Source organism: Parabacteroides sp. AF14-59 (genome assembly GCF_003479515.1).
GTDB lineage: Bacteria > Bacteroidota > Bacteroidia > Bacteroidales > Tannerellaceae > Parabacteroides > Parabacteroides faecis.
This window is the reverse complement of sequence record NZ_QUHH01000006.1, coordinates 1-18,523: the sequence shown is the minus strand read 5'-3', so window position 1 is coordinate 18,523 and position 18,523 is coordinate 1. Positions and strand designations below refer to the sequence as shown.

Below are 18,523 nucleotides of genomic sequence, written 5' to 3'. Positions count from 1 at the left end.
AGATCAAATCAGAATAACGGATTATCCACCTTTTCTTTCAACAGAGCGATATCGATCACCTGATGAATATCTTCCACATAATGGAATGTCAATCCCTTTACATAATCAGCCTTGATTTCTTCAATATCCTTTTGGTTTTCCTTGCAAAGGATCAATTCTTTGATACCTGCCCGTTTGGCAGCCAGGATCTTTTCCTTGATACCTCCGACCGGAAGAACTTTTCCACGCAATGTTATTTCACCGGTCATTGCCAGATTCTTCCTTACCTTGCGCTGGGTAAATGCAGAGACGAGCGAAGTGACCATAGTCACACCGGCACTGGGTCCATCTTTAGGTATCGCACCTTCCGGAACATGGATATGCACATTCCAGTTCTCAAATAAATCCTCATTTATATTGAACACAGATGCATGTGCGTGAATATACTCAAGTGCCAACATGGCAGATTCTTTCATCACATCACCCAAATTTCCTGTCAAAGTTAACTTCGAGCCTTTTCCACGACTCAAGCTGGACTCTACAAAAAGGATCTCTCCCCCTACGGCAGTCCACGCCAAACCAGTAACAACTCCGGCATACTCATTACCCTGGTATTTATCACGGCTATATTCTACCGGACCCAGATAATCATGAAGGTCTTCCGGCTTGATCTGTGCCGGGATCGCTTCGTCGGAAGCTACTTTACGAGCCAGCTTGCGCATTACTTTGGCGATCTTCTTATCCAATTCACGTACGCCGCTCTCACGAGTATACGATTCTATAATAACTTGTAACGTCTTCTTAGGGAACTTCACCTTGCCCTTACTCAGTCCATGGGCTTCCAACTGCTTCAGCACCAGATGACGGGCTGCTATTTCTACTTTTTCTTCCAGGATGTATCCGCTCACTTCAATCAATTCCATACGATCCAGTAAAGGCTGCGAAATCGTATTCAGATTGTTAGCCGTAGCGATAAACATCACTTTACTCAAATCATAATCTATATCCAGATAGTTATCGTGGAAAGCAGAATTCTGCTCCGGATCCAGAACTTCCAGCAATGCAGAAGCCGGGTCCCCTTTGAAATCATTCGTCACCTTATCTATTTCATCCAGGATAAACACAGGATTTGAACTACCTGCTTTCTGGATATTCTGGATAATACGTCCGCTCATGGCTCCTATATAAGTACGGCGATGACCACGTATCTCGGCCTCATCGTGTAAACCTCCTAACGAGACACGTACATATTTACGATGCAAAGCCTCTGCTATCGATTTACCCAAAGAAGTCTTACCAACTCCCGGAGGTCCGTATAAACAGATGATCGGCGACTTCATATCACCTTTCAACTTCAGTACGGCCAAATGTTCTATAATACGTTCTTTTACTTTTTCCAGTCCATAATGATCACGGTCGAGAACTTTCTGAGCATGCGTCAGATTGAAGTTATCCTTACTGTATTCATTCCACGGTAAATTGATAATGGTCTGCACATATTGCGTCTGTATGGAAAAATCAGGTGATTGCGGATGCAAACGTTCTAGCTTACGAATCTCTTTCTCAAATATTTCAGCAACAGAAATCGGCCATTTCTTCTTGGCAGCTTTCTCCCGTAGTTCTTTTATCTCCAGTTCATTTATATTACCACCCAATTCTTCCTGGATAGTTTTGATCTGCTGCTGCAGGAAATACTCCCGCTGCTGCTGATTGATATCCTCATGTGTCTTCATCTGGATAGAAGCTTTTAATTCCACCAACTGATATTCACGATTCAGGATAAACAACAGGCGATAAGCACGATCTTTCAGATCACCGATCAACAATAGTTCCTGTTTTTCGGAAGCTCCACTGGGAATATTGCTACAAGAGAAATTGACCAGATAAAGGATATTCTTATTATTTTTTATCGAAAAGATCAAATCGCGGGGTGGATCGCTCATTGCGCCCAACATCTTAATCGTCAAATCCTTAATCGTCGAAATAAGAGCTTCGAACTCCCGGTCGGTCTTATCCGGCATCTTATCCTCCAATAAGGATATTTTTCCTTTCAGATAGGGTTCCGTATCTTCCAGTGCTTCCAGCGAGAAGCGTTTCTTCCCTTGCAAAATAACGGTAGTCGTACCGTCCGGCATTTCCAGCACGCGAACAATATCAGCGATCACACCAGTCGTATACAAATCATCAAAATCCGGATCTTCTGTGTTCATTTCCTTTTGGCAGACAACTCCGATCAAAGATTTATTGTGGACGGCTTCTTTTATCAGACGCATAGATTTAGGCCTGCCAACAATAACCGGCATGGCTACTCCCGGAAAAAGAACCATATTCCTTAACGGAAGAATAGGAACTATGTTCCCTACCTTTTCTACTCCTTCTGTAAAATCCTCATCCACATCGCATTCTGTAAGGATAGGCATTACAATCCCAATATTATCGTCCAAATCGTCATACGACTCTTCGGTAAACCTCTTCATTCTTTCTTTCATCATATTACTTCCCTATCAATTGTACTGATTGATACAATAAACGTGCCAAAGTTACAGCTTTTCAGGTAATTCTAACTACTTTTGTACCCCACAATATAAAAATATGTATGGCTAATCCTTATTTTCAATTCAAAAAGTTCACGATCCGGCATGATAAATGTGCAATGAAAGTCGGAACAGATGCTGTTTTGCTTGGAGCATGGGCTGATATCACGGCATGCAAAAACATATTGGATATAGGAACCGGGACCGGAATTATCGCTTTAATGCTTGCTCAACGATGTTTTGCGAACATCGATGCAATCGACATCGATACGGACGCCTATAGCCAGGCGAAAGAGAATGTTGCCGCTTCCCCATTTGCAGAAAGGATTAACATCATACATGCTTCCTGCTCCGAATACACCGGTTCATTTACACGGGAAAAATATGACCTGATCGTTTCCAATCCGCCCTATTTCATTAATTCCCTGAAATGTCCTGACAACAAGCGTTCGGTCGCACGCCATACAGACAGTCTGTCCTTATCCGAACTGATTGACGATTCGTGTTCATTATTGTCTTTATCCGGACGCATTGCCCTGGTCTTGCCTTACGAGCAATTGGGAGAAATCGAAATGATCGCTCGTAAAAATCATCTGTCTATTTGCAGGCAAACCGATGTTATCCCCGTCCCCGGAGCTCAACCCAAACGACTTTTGATCGAACTTTCCGTGCCCCCTACAGATATAAAAAACCGGAATACACTGATCATTGAAGAAGCCAGACATCAGTATACTCCGGAGTATATAGCATTAACCAAAGATTTTTATCTGAAAATGTAAGGCAATTTCTTATCGAAGAACCGGGTCACTTCACCAAACAAGTTGTGAACCTCCTCGGTAAAAGAGACAACTTCCGGTGTTATGACATGCAATGACTGTGGTATAACCGAAATATCGATCCGATTGTCAGCCATGATCGGTTCCCCATCCAGGTGCATAACCCCCGGGCTCTGACGAATAATCGTTACCTGCCGTGCCTTCATCGTCTTGATCTTACTATTCCGGTCGATCTGTTTCGTAAATAACTGGATTGCCAAAGGTGCTATATCCAGCGGCATAAAAGGAGACAGAATAGTCAAATCCATCTGACCGTCCTGTATATTGGCATGAGGGGCTATAAAAGCATTATTCCCGTACTGGGAGGCATTCGCACATGCTACCAGAAACGCTTTTTCCTTAATTGTCTGATTATCTACCAGCAACTCATACGGCTCCGGCTTGTAACTCAGATATTCTGCCACCGTATTTTTAATATAGGTAAGAGATCCGCGTCGCTTCTCCTCGGCAAACTTCTGGCTTACCGCAGCATCAAAGCCAACCCCGCAGGTACAAAAAAACACACGGTCGTTTGCCTTACAGCAATCTATTGTCGAAACATGTCCTTTTATGATCAGTTCCAATGCTCGTTTAGCATCCATCGGTATATGGAGCTCACGAGCCAGTCCGTTACCGGATCCTTTCGGAACAATCCCCAAAACGGCATCCGAATGAACCATAGCACGAGCTATTTCATTTACCGTGCCGTCGCCACCTACAGCTATAATACAATTAGCCCCTGCGTCAATCGCTTTTCTCGTCAACTCGCTGGCATGCCCCGGATATTCCGTAAAAGAGATCTCCAGCGAACAACCGCCTTTCTCGCACATTTGTTCGATCATCTTAGGGATCTTTCGCTTCGAACCTACTCCGGAAATAGGATTTATTATAGCCTGTACCGTTATTTTTTTCCCGTCCATCCTAACTGTTTATAAAGATTGAAGCGACAAAAATAATGCTTTTGTAAAACTTTTAAAGCATTAAGGCTACTATAAGTTATTTTTTTACTACTTTTGCGGCTGGATTTGCCGAAACATAGGTGAATATGTATACGACAAACCTTCAATTCTATAATGGAATTTTAATAAGCGAGAAAATCATTCTCTTCAATAATAATATGAAACTTTTACAAGAGAAACTAGCAAAGTACGATGCTCCTCAAAAAGCTATGGCTGCAGGAATTTACCCTTACTTCAGAATGATCGAAAGCGATCAGGATACTGAAGTAATGATCAGTGGTAAAAAAGTCTTGATGTTTGGTTCAAATGCTTATTTAGGATTGACTAACCATCCTAAAGTAAAAGAGGCAGCAATTGAAGCGATCAAGAAGTACGGTACGGGTTGTGCCGGTTCACGTTTCCTGAACGGAACGCTTGACATCCACATTCAATTGGAAAAACGTCTGGCCGAATTCGTAGGGAAAGAAGATGCGATCGTGTATTCAACAGGTTTCCAGGTGAATCTGGGAGTAGTTTCCTGCCTGACAGGACGTGAAGATTATATCTTGTGGGATGAGCTGGACCATGCCTCCATTATCGAAGGTCACCGTCTGTCTTTCTCAACTAAACTGAAATACAAGCATAACGACATGGAATCGCTGGAAAAACAACTCCAGAAATGCGAGCCCGATAAAGTTAAGCTGATCGTCATCGACGGTGTATTCAGTATGGAAGGAGATATAGCCAAACTTCCTGAGATCGTAGCCTTGGCAAAGAAATACAATGCCAGCATTATGGTCGACGAAGCACATGGCCTGGGAGTTCTCGGAGATCACGGACGCGGAACATGTAACCATTTCGGTGTTACCGACGATGTAGACCTGATCATGGGTACGTTCAGTAAATCACTGGCTTCTATCGGTGGTTTTATCGCTTCAGACAAAGACACGATCAATTACCTCCGCCACAATTCACGCTCATACATTTTCAGTGCAAGTAACACGCCGGCAGCTACAGCAGCAGCAGGTGCTGCACTCGATATTATGCTGAGTGAACCGGAACGTATCGAACATCTTTGGGATCTGACCCATTACGCACTGGACGGTTTCCGCAACATGGGTTGCGAGATCGGACATACCGCAACACCGATCATCCCGCTGTTTATCCGCGATAACGATCTGACATTCCTGATCGTTAAGGAACTGTTCGAAGCAGGAATCTTCGTCAATCCGGTAGTTTCTCCGGCTGTTGCTCCGGAAGATACGCTGATCCGTTTCTCACTGATGGCTACCCATACAAAAGAGCAGTTGGATCATGCCCTTGAAGCAATTCATAAAGTATTTAAAAGTCACGGCTTAGTAGACTAAACTGTTACTATTTTTATAATAAAAGGCTCCCAAACGGTAGAAATACAAGCTTGGGGGCCTTTCACGTCTCTCCTATTCTTGTTTTTTCACTTTCCCTTGCTCATTCTCTGAGAATATTTGACTATTTTTGCGTAATTGTACAGACTATAAATACATATACAACCAGAAAATGGATTTCAAATTAAATAAAGGAAGTTGCTGCATGGGTAAAAAAGGATGCAGCAAAATACAAAATAATAAACTAAATACCTACGATTGGCTCTGCGACGTACCAGATGCGGAAAATGCAACCGATTACGTAGAAGTGCAATTCAAAAACACCCGTAAAGGGTATTTTCTGAACAGTTCGAAGATTCCCCTTGAAAAAGGAGATATGGTAGCGGTCGAAGCCAGTCCCGGACATGACATAGGAACTGTAACGCTTACCGGAAAACTGGTTCTTCTTCAAATGAAAAAGAATAATGTTCGCACAGGAGAAGGATACGAACCTAAAAAAGTGTATCGCAAAGCGAAACCTACCGATATAGAGAAGTACGAAGAAGCAAAAGCAAAAGAACATGTAACCATGATCCGTTCACGCCAGATCGCAGCAGACCTGGGACTGAACATGAAAATCGGCGATGTAGAATACCAGGGAGACGGCAACAAAGCTATTTTCTACTATATTGCCGACGAACGTGTCGACTTCCGCCAGTTGATCAAGGTATTGGCCGAAGCTTTTCGCGTACGAATCGAAATGAAACAGATAGGTGCCCGTCAGGAAGCCGGCCGTATCGGAGGTATAGGACCTTGCGGACGCGAACTGTGCTGTTCCAGCTGGATGACAAGTTTTGTATCAGTGGCAACCGGTGCCGCCCGTTATCAGGATATATCCATGAATCCGCAGAAACTGGCCGGACAATGCGCCAAGCTGAAATGTTGCATCAATTACGAAGTAGATGCTTATGTAGAAGCTCAGAAGCGTTTACCGTCCAGGGAAATCGTACTTGAGACAAAAGACAACAACTATTATCATTTCAAGACAGACATCTTTAAACGTGAAATAACTTATTCCACCGACAAATCTTTTGCTGCCAATCTGATCACTATAACAGCCGAACGTGCTTTCGATGTGATCAATATGAATAAGAAAGGAAGCAAACCGGTTACACTGGAAGCCGACACCAAACCGCAACCACCCAAACGTGATGCGCAGGATATTCTCGGCCAGGACAGTGTTACCCGCTTTGATTCTGTCAAGAAAAAGAAGAAAAAGCGTCCGTCCGGTAATGGAAGCAACGGAAACAATGGCGGAAACAATAATACGAGTGCATCCGCGAACGGAGAAAACAGGGAAAACGGAAATAATAAACCGGCAAACAACCGCCCCGTCAACAATGACAGGCAACCCGGAAACGACAAAGCTCCGAACAACAACAATAACAACAACGGTAATAAAGGCGGCGGCAATAACAATAACAACCGCAACAACAATAACCGGAATAACAGAAACAGACAAAAGCCTAAAGGGAATAATGACAAACAAGCGAATAATGACAGACCTCAGCAGCAAGCTAAACCGGGAAACAAACCGGAGAATAAGCCCGAAGCTTAAAGGAATCTTTGTCGTTCTCTTTGCTTCCTTATGCTTCTCCTGCGATCAACAGGCCTTGTACGACCAGTACCAGGCCATTGACAATAAAACGTGGGGGAAGGATAAGGAATATTACTTTTCTTTTCATATAGACGACATTACTTCTCCTTACAATCTAACCCTCGAGGTTCGTAATAATAATATGTATCCATACCAGAATCTCTGGTTATTTTGTAATGAAGAACAGCCTATCGGCCCTTTGAAGCGGGATACGATCGAATGTACGCTGGCCGACGAATTCGGGAAATGGTACGGACATGGCATCTCTTTGTTCCAATCCAGTTTTCCTATACGGACAAATTACAAATTCGAACATCCCGGAATGTACACATTCAGTTTCCGTCAGGGAATGCGTGACAGTACCTTAAGAGGGATACAGGAAATCGGCTTCCGGGTGGAAAAAGCAAACTGATCACATCGATCATCGCTCTCTCCTGGAAGCATCCAACCGGAGGAATATAAATAACAAGATTGTGAATCCTAATAAAGAAGAACCTCCATAACTAAAGAAAGGCAACGGAATACCGATGACAGGAGTCAATCCGGTAACCATTCCTACATTTATAGCCAGGTGAAAGAAGAAAATTGAGGCTACACTATACCCGTACACCCGTCCGAATGCCGTATTTTGTCGCTCTGCAAGCACAACCAGCCGGACTATAAATATACCGAACAGAATAAGTACGATCGTTGAACCGACAAAACCATGTTCCTCTCCTACCGTACAAAAAATAAAGTCTGTTTCCTGCTCCGGTACATATTTCAATTTAGTCTGTGTCCCGTTTAAAAAACCTTTTCCGGTCAATCCTCCCGATCCGATAGCGATCTTCGACTGATTCACATTATAACCGGCCCCGCTGGGATCGTCTTCTAATCCTAATGAAACCTTGATACGGATTTGCTGGTGAGGCTCCAGTATCTCATCAAACACATAATCCACTGAATACATAAAGGCCATCGACCCCAAAGCAAAAGCAGCGATCAACGCATAATGCCATACCCAGTTACGAACAGAAAGATATACCAGATAAACGACAGCCAAACCGACCAACCCTATCGACACCCAGGCAAAGTTCACTGGAATGAACAAGGAAGCGATATAAGCTGCCAGATATACGATAGCCGTCCCACCCAACATGATCTGCAAAGCCATCTTATCCTTACGGACTGTTGCCACAAGGAAAAAGGAGATAACCAGTATCAGCGAAGAAACGATCAATTCTCCCATATCCGTTGCACCGACCACCACATCCGAAAACTTCATAGTCGTCACAAAAAACGCTACCGCACAAACACCTGCCAGCAAAATATATCCGGACATTCCTTCCCTGTACAACATCAGAAAGAAAGCAAAATAAACCAAAGCTGAACCAGTCTCCTTTTGCAGAATAATACAGATCATCGGCAGGAAAATAAGCAGGAGAGTGATGGAAAAATTCTTGACAGTCGTCAGTTGGAACCCATAGGAATTCATAAACTTCGCAACAGCCAGAGCGGTTGCAAACTTGGCAAACTCCGCCGGTTGTATACGTAAAGACCCCAGCTGCAACCATGAATGGGAACCTTTTATATTCGGAGCAAAAAAGATGGTCGCTATCAACAGCACTATGACAGCTGCATAGATCAGATAAGCAAAGACATCGAAGAAATCGCTTTCCAACATCAGTATGACAAAAATAACCACCATAGAAATGCCGACCCACATCAGCTGTGATCCGGGACGTCCGTTTATATCAAATAAACTCATGCTGTCAAACTCGAAACTGGCACCACAAATCGTAAACCAGCCGGCCACTATCATCAAAAAATAAAGAATGATAGTAAACCAGTCAACAGTCTTCCATATTTCAGTCTTTCTATAAACCACGATCCAACAATGAATAAATACGATCTTCAGTAACAACTGAATTCACTATTCTTTCTTCCAATGCTTTATCTTCCGGAGATATCTCACCTTTCAGATAAAGTTCCATCATCAGTTTTCCGATAGGAACCCCAAACACAGCCCCGAAACCACCGTTCTGGACATATACACAGATAGCCACTTTCGGATTCTTATACGGAGCAAAACCAATAAACGCAGAGTGATCCTTTCCATGAGGGTTCTCAGCCGTACCGGTTTTACCGCAAACTTCAATTCCCGGTATTGCCGCAGCCCAGCATGTACCGCCAAGTACCGCATTACGCATACCTTCTGCTACGACGTCATAATATTTTGCATCTACAGTCGGATAACGCTTCTTTGTATACAGAGTATCCAGAGGCGCATCCTGTACTTCCTTTACAACATGCGGAGTAATAAAATATCCCCGGTTAGCGATCGTTGCCGCCAGATTACATATCTGCAACGGCGTTGCAGTTATTTCGCCCTGACCAATTGCAATAGAAATGATCGTAGTAGAAGTCCAGCGCCGGTAAAATTTATCATAAAATTTACTATTCGGGATAAAACCTCTCTTCTCGCCGGGTAAATCGATACCTAACGGGTAACCATATCCCATCGATACCAAATGATTCTTCCAGACTTCAAAAGCATCCTGGATAGTCGGATACCGGCGGCGGCTATCCAACATATCATGCAATCCCCAGCAGAAATATGAGTTACAGGAATTTGCCAAAGCCGGGACCAGGCTCAAAGGTGAATAGTGCCCGTGACAAGCCGGCTTTCGTTTAGGCGAATAAGTATATCCATGTGCACAAGTGTACATAGTTTCAGGAGTAATAACCCCTTCCTGTAAAAAAATCAATCCCTGAGTAGGCTTAAAGGTAGATCCGGGAGGATAAAATCCCGTTATTGAACGGTCTACAAGCGGTGTTTGAGGGTCATCCTCCAACATCTTATGATTCTTTCCCCGCTGGCGTCCTACCAATAAACTCGGATCGTAATTCGGTGAAGATACCATACAAAGCACTTCACCTGTCTCAGGCTCTATCATTACGATACTACCGACTTTATTTTTCATCAGTTTCTCTCCGTAAGCCTGCAAATTTATATCGATGGAAAGCTTCAGGTTCTTTCCGGACACCGGAGCAATATCACTGTTACCTTCATCATACTTGCCTTTAATGCGGCCGTGTACATCCCGTAAAAGAATTTCCACCCCTTTTACACCACGCAGTTCTTTCTCGTATGAACGCTCAACACCTGCACGACCGGAGAAATCCCCCTGCACATAATAATCATCTTCTTTAATATCTTTCCGGCTCACCTGGCCGATATTACCCAGGATATGGGCGGCATAAGGATACTCATACTGCCGGATCGTACGGTTCTGGATATAAAATCCGGGAAATTTATAGAGCTTCTCCTGCAACACCCCGCACTCTTGCGCAGAAAGATTGTTCATAAACACCTGCGGGACATACGACGAATACCCCGGATTCAGCTGACGGTTTTTTATTTCAGAAATCCTCTTGTCAAACAGTTCTTTGGTTATGCCGAGTATATTACAGAAATCCAGCGTATCGAACGGCTGGACCTCACGCATGATAAGCATTACTTCATAAGCCGGCTGGTTATAAACAAGCAATTCGCCGTTACGGTCATAAATCATCCCGCGCGAAGGCAGTAAAGTCTTTTTCAGGAACGCATTACTATCCGCCCACGCTTTATAATCGTTCTCGACCACCTGCAGGTAGAACAAACGAATGATAAAGATGAGAACCAACAGAACCACGGCACTGATTATTACATAACGCCTGTTCTCAAGTGTATACTTTGTATTAGTCTCCACTCTTCTGTGTCTCTATATTGAAAGCTTCTATTGTACAAATTAATAATGTAGTCGTTACTACACTCGCCCCGATACGGATAGCCAGGAATAACGGATCGAACAAAGTCAGCGACTCGATCAGGAATAAAGTTACATGGTGAATGATCACGAATGTAAATACATACCGGAAGAAACCACCATAGCCAAAAGTCTTATAAGAGGGGTAAATCCCTTCAGGCAGATCCTTTCCCATAAAAAAGCGGATCAACGGCTCACGGATGAACCCGGCCAATGTACATGCAGCAGCATGCATCCCCGGTGTATTTGAAAACATATCGATCACCAAGCCGATCAGGAAAGAAGACAGGACAACCACATCACGCGATGTCCCTACCGGCATCTTTATTATAAAATAAAGATATAAGAACGGCGTTGCGACCCGCAGAAAATGTATATTGTTCAGGATCAACACCTGAATCAATACCAATACAACGAAATAAATCAATCCCCGTAATAAATTAATCATTTCTTCTCGCCTCTTGTTCTACTCTTCTCTGTTCTGCCTGATTATAATTCTTAATGATCCTGACGTTATTCAACGACTGGAAATCCGTAGCCAGTTCCACCTCCAGTGAAAAGAAGTTATCGTCATGTTGCTTCTCAAAATCGGAAACGGTACCGACAATCAATCCTGCCGGAAAAACACTTGAATAACCGCTCGTCACGATCGTGTCCCCCTTCTGAAACTCCACATGTCGTGGCAATTCCTCCAGATTGGCATAGTGGGTATTACGTCCGTTCCAACTCAACGAACCGAAATAACTACTTCCCAACACCTTACAACTTAACCGTGATTTAGGATTCAGTAAAGGGATGATTACCGAAAATTTATCAGCCACCGTCGAAACAATTCCCACAACTCCCCGTTCGGAAACAACTCCCATATCCGGAGCAATCCCATCTTTACGTCCTTTATTCACAGTGATATAATTCGAAAGATGGCTAACACTGTTGTTCACCACCTCGGCAAGGACAAAACTATACGGAAACAGTTCGGTCGAATCCGGAGCAAACCCGGTAAAGGTAAGCGTATCCGCCATCATCATATCCAGGCGGTCCTGCAATTCCAGCAACTCCATTTCCAACTGTCCGTTCCTCTCCAGCAACTCTTTGTTTATTTCATGCAGGTTCAGATACGATGTCACATAACCGGAAACAGATGAAATATGGCCTGTCAATACGTTTGCCGAACTAAAGATAATATTCCGCTGGTACGCATTATTACGATAGATCAGCATCAGCGAAACAATCTCAAGCAAAACAAACAGAAACCAGTGCCTCTTTCTTACCAGGAAGTCCAGCAGTTTACGCATAATCAATTTAACAAGCTGACAGTTGACAAGTAACAGTAGACAGTTAGAATAGAAAAATGAAACTGTCAATTGTTACTTGTCAACTGTCAACTACTTTATCGAATAAGGAAATTAAATTTATCTATATTCTTCAATGCAACCCCCGTACCTATTGCTACTGCATGCAACGGGTCTTCTGCAATATGGAACGGAATGTTGATCTTATCCGTCAGACGCTTATCGAGTCCGCGCATCAAAGCACCGCCACCAGCCAGATAAATACCGTTACGCACGATATCGGCATACAGTTCGGGAGGAGTCTGTTCGAGTGCGCTCAGGATAGCCGCTTCCATCTTGGAGATAGATTTTTCCAGACAGTGTGCTATTTCCTGATAAGAAACGGGAACTTCCATCGGAAGTGCCGTCATCTGGTTCGGACCATGCACTATATAATCTTCAGGAGGATTATCCAGGAACGTCAATGCTGAACCGACATTGATCTTGATCAGTTCGGCAGTACGTTCACCGACCTTTACGTTGTGCTGGCGGCGCATATATTCCATAATATCAGCCGTCAGGTCATCCCCTGCGATACGGATCGATTTATTGGAAACGATACCGCCCAGAGAAATAACAGCGATTTCAGTGGTACCACCGCCTATATCCACAATCATATTACCTTCGGGTGCTTCCACATCGATACCGATACCGATCGCAGCAGCCATAGGTTCATAGATCATATAAACATCACGTCCTCCGGCATGCTCCGCAGAGTCACGCACGGCGCGGATTTCCACTTCGGTACTACCGGAAGGGATACAAACCACAATCCGCAGTGAAGGTGAAAACCAACGATGTTTCGGATTTATCATTTTGATCATACCGCGTATCATTTGCTCAGCAGCAAAGAAATCGGCAATCACGCCGTCGCGAAGCGGTCGGATCGTACGAATATTCTCGTGCGTCTTCCCGTGCATCTGGCGTGCCTTTTCTCCGACAGCCAGCACCTTGTCGGTACGCCGGTCGAGGGCAACTACCGATGGCTGATCTACTACAACCTTACCACCACTGATGATGATGGTATTCGCAGTACCCAGGTCCATCGCTATTTCTTGTGTAAAAGAAAATAATCCCATTTTTTAATAAGGTGTTTTTTTAGTGTTTGAAATGACGGATTCCCGTCTTAACCATAGCCAAGCCATGCTCGTTGCAATAATCAACAGACAGCTTGTCATTTACAGAACCACCCGGTTGGATAACGGCAGTAATACCTGCCTTATCAGCAATCTCAACACAATCAGGGAACGGGAAAAATGCATCAGAAGCCATAACGGCACCTTTCAGATCGAATTCGAAAGAGTTTGCCTTTTCAATAGCTTGTTTCAAAGAATCTACGCGCGATGTCTGACCGATACCACTGGCACAAAGCTGTTTGTTCTTTACCAATGTGATAGCGTTTGATTTACTGTGTTTCACCAGTTTGTTAGCGAACAGCAGGTCTTCCGTTTCCTGTACGGAAGGCTTTTTGTCAGTCATCGGTTCCAGATCTGCAGCAGTCTGGATGCTCAGGTCTTTTTCCTGCATCAATGCACCATTCAACAGTGAGCGGAATTGCATCGGACATGTCTTTGCTTCCTTACGGATCAGGATGATGCGGTTTTTCTTCTGCATCAACACATCCAAAGCGTCTTTAGTATATTCCGGGGCGATGATCACTTCGAAGAAAATCTTGCTGATCTCTTCTGCTACTTCTTTATCGATTGCACTGTTGGTAATCAGAATACCGCCGAATGCAGAAACCGGGTCACCGGCCAAAGCATCTTTCCATGCTTCGAGCACAGTCGGACGGGATGCGATACCACATGCATTATTATGTTTCAGGATAGCGAATGTCAGTTCATCGAACTCGTCGATCAGGCTGACAGCAGCATCGATATCCAGCAAGTTGTTGTAAGAAATTTCCTTACCGTGGATCTGGTCGAACATATCGTTGAACTTACCATAGTATTTGGCAGCCTGGTGCGGGTTTTCACCATAACGCAGGTGCATTGGCTGATCTACAGCAACACGCAGGTGAGAGCCTTCGCGTCCGTCAAAATAATTGAAAATAGCAGAATCATAGCCTGATGAAACAGCAAAAGCTTCTTTGGCAAACCATTTACGGTCTTCCAGGGAAGTTTCTGCCCCCTTTTCATTCAGCACTTGCATCAAAGGTTGATACTGTGCTTTGGATGCTACGATCACTACATCTTTGAAGTTCTTTGCAGCGGCACGGATCAATGAGATACCGCCTATATCTATCTTTTCGATGATTGCCTGTTCTTCAGCTCCGGAAGCAACTGTTTCCTCGAACGGGTACAGGTCTACAATCACGAGGTCTATTTCAGGAATTTCGTATTGAGCGATCTGTTCTCTGTCGCCTTCATTTTCTCTACGATTAAGAATGCCGCCAAAAACTTTCGGGTGAAGTGTTTTAACACGTCCTCCCAGGATAGAAGGATAACCTGTCAGGTCTTCCACCGCATCACAAGGGATGCCTAATGATTCGATAAACGTCTGAGTTCCACCGGTTGAGACAAAAGTCACACCTTCATTATGGAGTTTTTTTAAGATTTCATCCAGTCCCTCTTTATGAAACACGGAGACCAATGCACGCTTAATACGTTTTGTTGCAGCCATCTTTGTTAGGTTTATTTTAATGTTTTAGAGCACAAAAGTAGATAATTATTTTCAATATGTATATGAATGTTGAGAATTAATTTCCCGAGGCAATTCATTAATAAAACTTAGAATCTGTTGAAAACTGTAGGGGTAATTATTATTTTTTTAGCTTCACCAGCATGATCACCGGATTATCCTCTTCCTTCAATCCGGCTGCGACCTCTTTCAATTTACCTTTCAGTTTACCTTTCCCGTTAGCTTCCAACAATTCTGCAGCTTCCAGCTGTATTGAAAAAGCAATATCCTCGTTTAATGCACAAGCAGACATGTCTTCTTTCCGCTGATCGAAATCGGCATTATAAACGGTACTGCTATAGATATTCTTTTCCTGTTTGTCGTATACCAAATCAACTTTCGGCATATCAGTTTCTTTTTCGAAGTCACACTCTTTTTTCACCGTCTGCATAAAACAATAACGATCTGTCAGGATTCCCGGGAAAAGAAAGACTTCCGGTGTCATCGTCTGTACGGAAGGGCTTCTGACCAAAAACGGGCGAAGATCTCCGTTCGGCCGATGGGCATAAATGGTATCGGCCGAAGGCTCACTCAAAATCCAGTTATCCTGGTAAGAGGAGATAAAGCTATTACCGGGAACGCTTGCGTACACTCTATCTGCTACACGCTTCATAATTACCGGCGATATTCTTTTCCGGTACGGAACCTCGATATCCGTCCAGCTTCCATCCTCTTTAGACAGCAGGAAGAAGGTACTCGTTGAAGATTCGTTCTCCGGTGCATATACATTTTGAGACAGAAAATGACGATCGTCATAATCGTACAGGTTTGTAACAAGTGCTCCTTTTTTATAAAGGATCGTTTTCTTATAATTACCTTCCAGATCATACACCAGGATCTTACTTGAAGGGCCATCGTTCACAAATATCTCATTCTCTTCCTTATTCAAGTGAACATTAAAAGGCAGTATATATTCCTCCGGTCCCTGTCCCCTACGATTGATCTTTTTCAATCCTTTGCCGGTCGACCGGTTGAAAATCAATATTTCTCCCTGACGCATATTTGTCAATATCAGGATATTTTTCCCAACATCCGCCACCTTGCCTTTAATTATAAACTCGTCCGTTGTCTCCAACAGGATATATTCCACATCCATAAAATCTTGAAGTGTCAAATTCTTCTCCGGATAGTTCGCCGTGACATCCACTGTAATAAGATTGTCAGTCCCTAGTTTGTTGCCTCCACATCCTATCAAGACCAATAGGATAACATAAACAAATGCTCTATTCAACAAAGAGTTTTTCATGATAATAACTTTTAAATTACGTTTACACAAAAATAAGGACCACCAAAAACCTCCCCAAAGTTTTCATGTCACAAATATGTCACATTTCACAAGCTATTAATAGACAGTAAATTAAAAACAATATCTATTATTAAAAAGCTTTTATAAATTCATCAAAATCCTGTGCAGATCCTTTCTGGTGAGTTAATTTTTCATATAAACGCTTACGCTTATTAGATATCGTCTGGCTGTTTACCGATAATAACGATGCTATACGTCCTACCGGAATATCCAACTTGGTCAAATAACATACCACCAAATCCAACTCTGAGATTCGGGGATATAATATTCTTATCTTGCTGGTAAAATCTCTGTACAACACATGGTCTATAGTCTTAACCACCTCCGGCCATTGTGTCTCATCTAACTTTTTCCATTTTGTACATAACCCCAGATACATCTCTGAAGTAAAAAACAAATGATTAAAATCGACTTCCTCCTGAATACCATCTATTGGCACAACTAATTTTTCATTCAAAAGGACTTGTACCATTTTCAGCTCTCGTTCCTTTTCAGCCGCCCTATCTGTTTCCTGTGCCAACTTCTTTTCATACCGTTGGATATTTTCTTCTATTCTTTCTTGCTCTACAGCTATTTGTTGCTCTAACTTTACGATAGTAACATTTCGCTCTTTCAAATATTCCTGGCTTTCTTTATATTTCTGCTCCTGAAGACGCAACGATTGGTCCTGCTGTTCTTCTTTTTTCTTCTTTTCCCTAAACAAATAAAAAGCAACGCATACCGCCATCAATAAAAAGAAAGAACTTCCTCCCCAAAGCCTGTACAAATAATTTGTTTTACGGTCTGCCTCCTGCCTGTAATACTCTTTTTCTTTTTCCACCAACCGATAATCATACAAACTTTGTAACCGAGCCAATGTTTCCATATAGGTCTGTTTCTCAATCGAGTCACGCAATAACTCATACTGTTCCTGAAAGTCGGCACTGGCTTTCCAATTTTGTCTGTATTTTTCGAAACGTGACAAATTACGATATGCATCACACACTGTATGAAGATCAGTACTCTTCCTGGCAAAAGAAAAATAAGAATAAGCAGAATCCATTTTTCCGGTCTTCAAATACAAATCTCCTAAAGTTAAACTGACCAGACAGGAATCGTCGGCAGTCTCTATTTTTGAATAAGCTTTCCAGGCATAAGATAAACCTCTCTCATAGTCTCCTACCCGGCTGTACGCATCCGCCAATTCATTCGACATATAAAGCTCATGCGAATCGGATGTATGCAGCAAGGCTATCGAATAATAAATAATTGCACTATCCAGTTTATTCTCGCAAACATAAATACGAGCGATATTTCGAAGAGTCACAGACAAACTGACGGTATCTGCATCCTGAACAAAGTAGTCGACCGCTTTCTTCTGGTAATTCAAAGCCGGTTGATACAGTTTTTGGAAGGTATACAAGGAACCTAAATTGGCACACAATTGTCCGAGTAAAGAGGGAGCATCCAAACTCTTTCCCACTTCATAAGCCTTTAAATAATATTCCTGTGCCTGAAGTGCATCATTCAAATCATAGAATACATTCCCGCAATAATAATAAGCCTGCATCTTCCGATCCTCCCAACCAGCCTTCTCATAATACCTGACAGCTATTTGTATTAAAGAATCGGACGAATGCTTTATCCGATTCTTCTCCTGTGCCTCCGTATACAACAAACACCAGAGAGCCTGTTCCTTGCGCGACAAATCTTCCGGTCGTTTTACACTGTCTAAAAGACATAAAGCCCTATCCGGCTTTACAGTCATATAGCTTTCAGCCTCACTCAACAGGGAAGCTACCTCATTTTTTCCGCTACAGGCTAACAGTAAGAGAAAAAACAAAAGACCTAACAGTGGTTTAAATAGTTTGAACATATTGGCTACCCTTATTAATAACACTAATGTAAAACTTTATTTTCAAAAGTTCATCAATAAGAGTAATATTTATAAAAAACATACCTGATCAACGATACAAATCCTGCTATCCTGTGAACTTTTTTACTCATTCATTTTTGCGTTTGATATATATCAAACGAATAAAACACAATTGTGTTCCTTTCGTTTGATAATTGCGTTTCTTTCATTTGACAATAATCAAACGGATGTTTGTTCAGTATATTGACCTTTACTGAAAGTAGTTTACAGATAAAACATTTATTACTAAAAACAA

14 protein-coding genes are annotated in these 18,523 nt (G+C 42.7%); 4 read left to right on the top strand and 10 right to left on the bottom strand.

From position 1 onward, the window contains the following. Positions 1-8: 8 nt before the first annotated feature. Complete coding sequence (gene lon, locus DWW23_RS08595) at positions 9-2,468, bottom strand: endopeptidase La (RefSeq protein ID WP_370449251.1); 2,460 nt, start codon at positions 2,466-2,468, stop codon at positions 9-11. Between the two features lie 107 nt (positions 2,469-2,575). Here lon and DWW23_RS08590 point away from each other — a divergent pair, with 107 nt between their 5' ends. Beyond that, positions 2,576-3,292: a tRNA1(Val) (adenine(37)-N6)-methyltransferase gene (locus DWW23_RS08590; RefSeq protein WP_122352884.1), complete on the top strand. Its 717-nt coding sequence runs from the start codon at positions 2,576-2,578 to the stop codon at positions 3,290-3,292. On the opposite strand, the gene DWW23_RS08585 is transcribed toward DWW23_RS08590, so the two are convergent. Then, on the bottom strand, positions 3,277-4,248 hold the full coding sequence (locus DWW23_RS08585) for a diacylglycerol kinase family protein (protein WP_122352883.1): 972 nt from the start codon (positions 4,246-4,248) through the stop codon (positions 3,277-3,279). The genes DWW23_RS08590 and DWW23_RS08585 overlap by 16 nt on opposite strands. 197 nt (positions 4,249-4,445) lie before the next feature. On the opposite strand from DWW23_RS08585, the gene DWW23_RS08580 reads away from it, so the two are divergent. The 3 genes from DWW23_RS08580 (at position 4,446) to gldH (ending at position 7,678) form a co-directional block, all read left to right on the top strand. Then, positions 4,446-5,633: a pyridoxal phosphate-dependent aminotransferase family protein gene (locus tag DWW23_RS08580; RefSeq protein ID WP_122353097.1), complete on the top strand. Its 1,188-nt coding sequence runs from the start codon at positions 4,446-4,448 to the stop codon at positions 5,631-5,633. Positions 5,634-5,802: 169 nt separating this feature from the next. Continuing rightward, entirely contained in the window at positions 5,803-7,227 is a 1,425-nt protein-coding gene (locus DWW23_RS08575) for a regulatory iron-sulfur-containing complex subunit RicT (protein WP_122352882.1), read from the top strand. After that, positions 7,166-7,678 (top strand): gliding motility lipoprotein GldH, encoded by a 513-nt coding sequence (gene gldH, locus DWW23_RS08570; RefSeq protein ID WP_122352881.1) that lies wholly within the window; start codon positions 7,166-7,168, stop codon positions 7,676-7,678. The genes DWW23_RS08575 and gldH overlap by 62 nt, the downstream gene beginning before the upstream one ends. Positions 7,679-7,687: 9 nt before the next feature. Here gldH and rodA read toward each other — a convergent pair whose 3' ends face one another. The 8 genes from rodA to DWW23_RS08530 form a co-directional block, all read right to left on the bottom strand. Continuing rightward, a complete protein-coding gene (rodA, locus tag DWW23_RS08565) occupies positions 7,688-9,133 on the bottom strand; it encodes a rod shape-determining protein RodA (protein ID WP_122353096.1) in 1,446 nt (481 codons plus the stop codon). Then, positions 9,123-11,000, bottom strand: a complete 1,878-nt coding sequence (gene mrdA, locus DWW23_RS08560) for a penicillin-binding protein 2 (RefSeq protein ID WP_122352880.1) — start codon at positions 10,998-11,000, stop codon at positions 9,123-9,125. Before mrdA ends, rodA begins: the two co-directional genes overlap by 11 nt. Then, a complete protein-coding gene (gene mreD / locus DWW23_RS08555; protein ID WP_122352879.1) occupies positions 10,990-11,505 on the bottom strand; it encodes a rod shape-determining protein MreD in 516 nt (171 codons plus the stop codon). The genes mrdA and mreD overlap by 11 nt, the downstream gene beginning before the upstream one ends. Continuing rightward, positions 11,498-12,352 (bottom strand): rod shape-determining protein MreC, encoded by an 855-nt coding sequence (gene mreC, locus DWW23_RS08550; RefSeq protein ID WP_122352878.1) that lies wholly within the window; start codon positions 12,350-12,352, stop codon positions 11,498-11,500. Before mreC ends, mreD begins: the two co-directional genes overlap by 8 nt. A gap of 95 nt (positions 12,353-12,447) precedes the next feature. Beyond that, entirely contained in the window at positions 12,448-13,467 is a 1,020-nt protein-coding gene (locus tag DWW23_RS08545; protein WP_007659018.1) for a rod shape-determining protein, read from the bottom strand. 19 nt (positions 13,468-13,486) lie between these two features. Further along, positions 13,487-15,010, bottom strand: coding sequence for a bifunctional phosphoribosylaminoimidazolecarboxamide formyltransferase/IMP cyclohydrolase (gene purH / locus DWW23_RS08540; RefSeq protein ID WP_122352877.1), 1,524 nt, complete (start codon positions 15,008-15,010; stop codon positions 13,487-13,489). A gap of 139 nt (positions 15,011-15,149) precedes the next feature. Beyond that, a complete protein-coding gene (locus DWW23_RS08535) occupies positions 15,150-16,313 on the bottom strand; it encodes a 6-bladed beta-propeller (RefSeq protein ID WP_122352876.1) in 1,164 nt (387 codons plus the stop codon). Between the two features lie 130 nt (positions 16,314-16,443). After that, positions 16,444-18,228 (bottom strand): hypothetical protein, encoded by a 1,785-nt coding sequence (locus DWW23_RS08530; protein WP_122352875.1) that lies wholly within the window; start codon positions 18,226-18,228, stop codon positions 16,444-16,446. Positions 18,229-18,523: the final 295 nt, after the last annotated feature.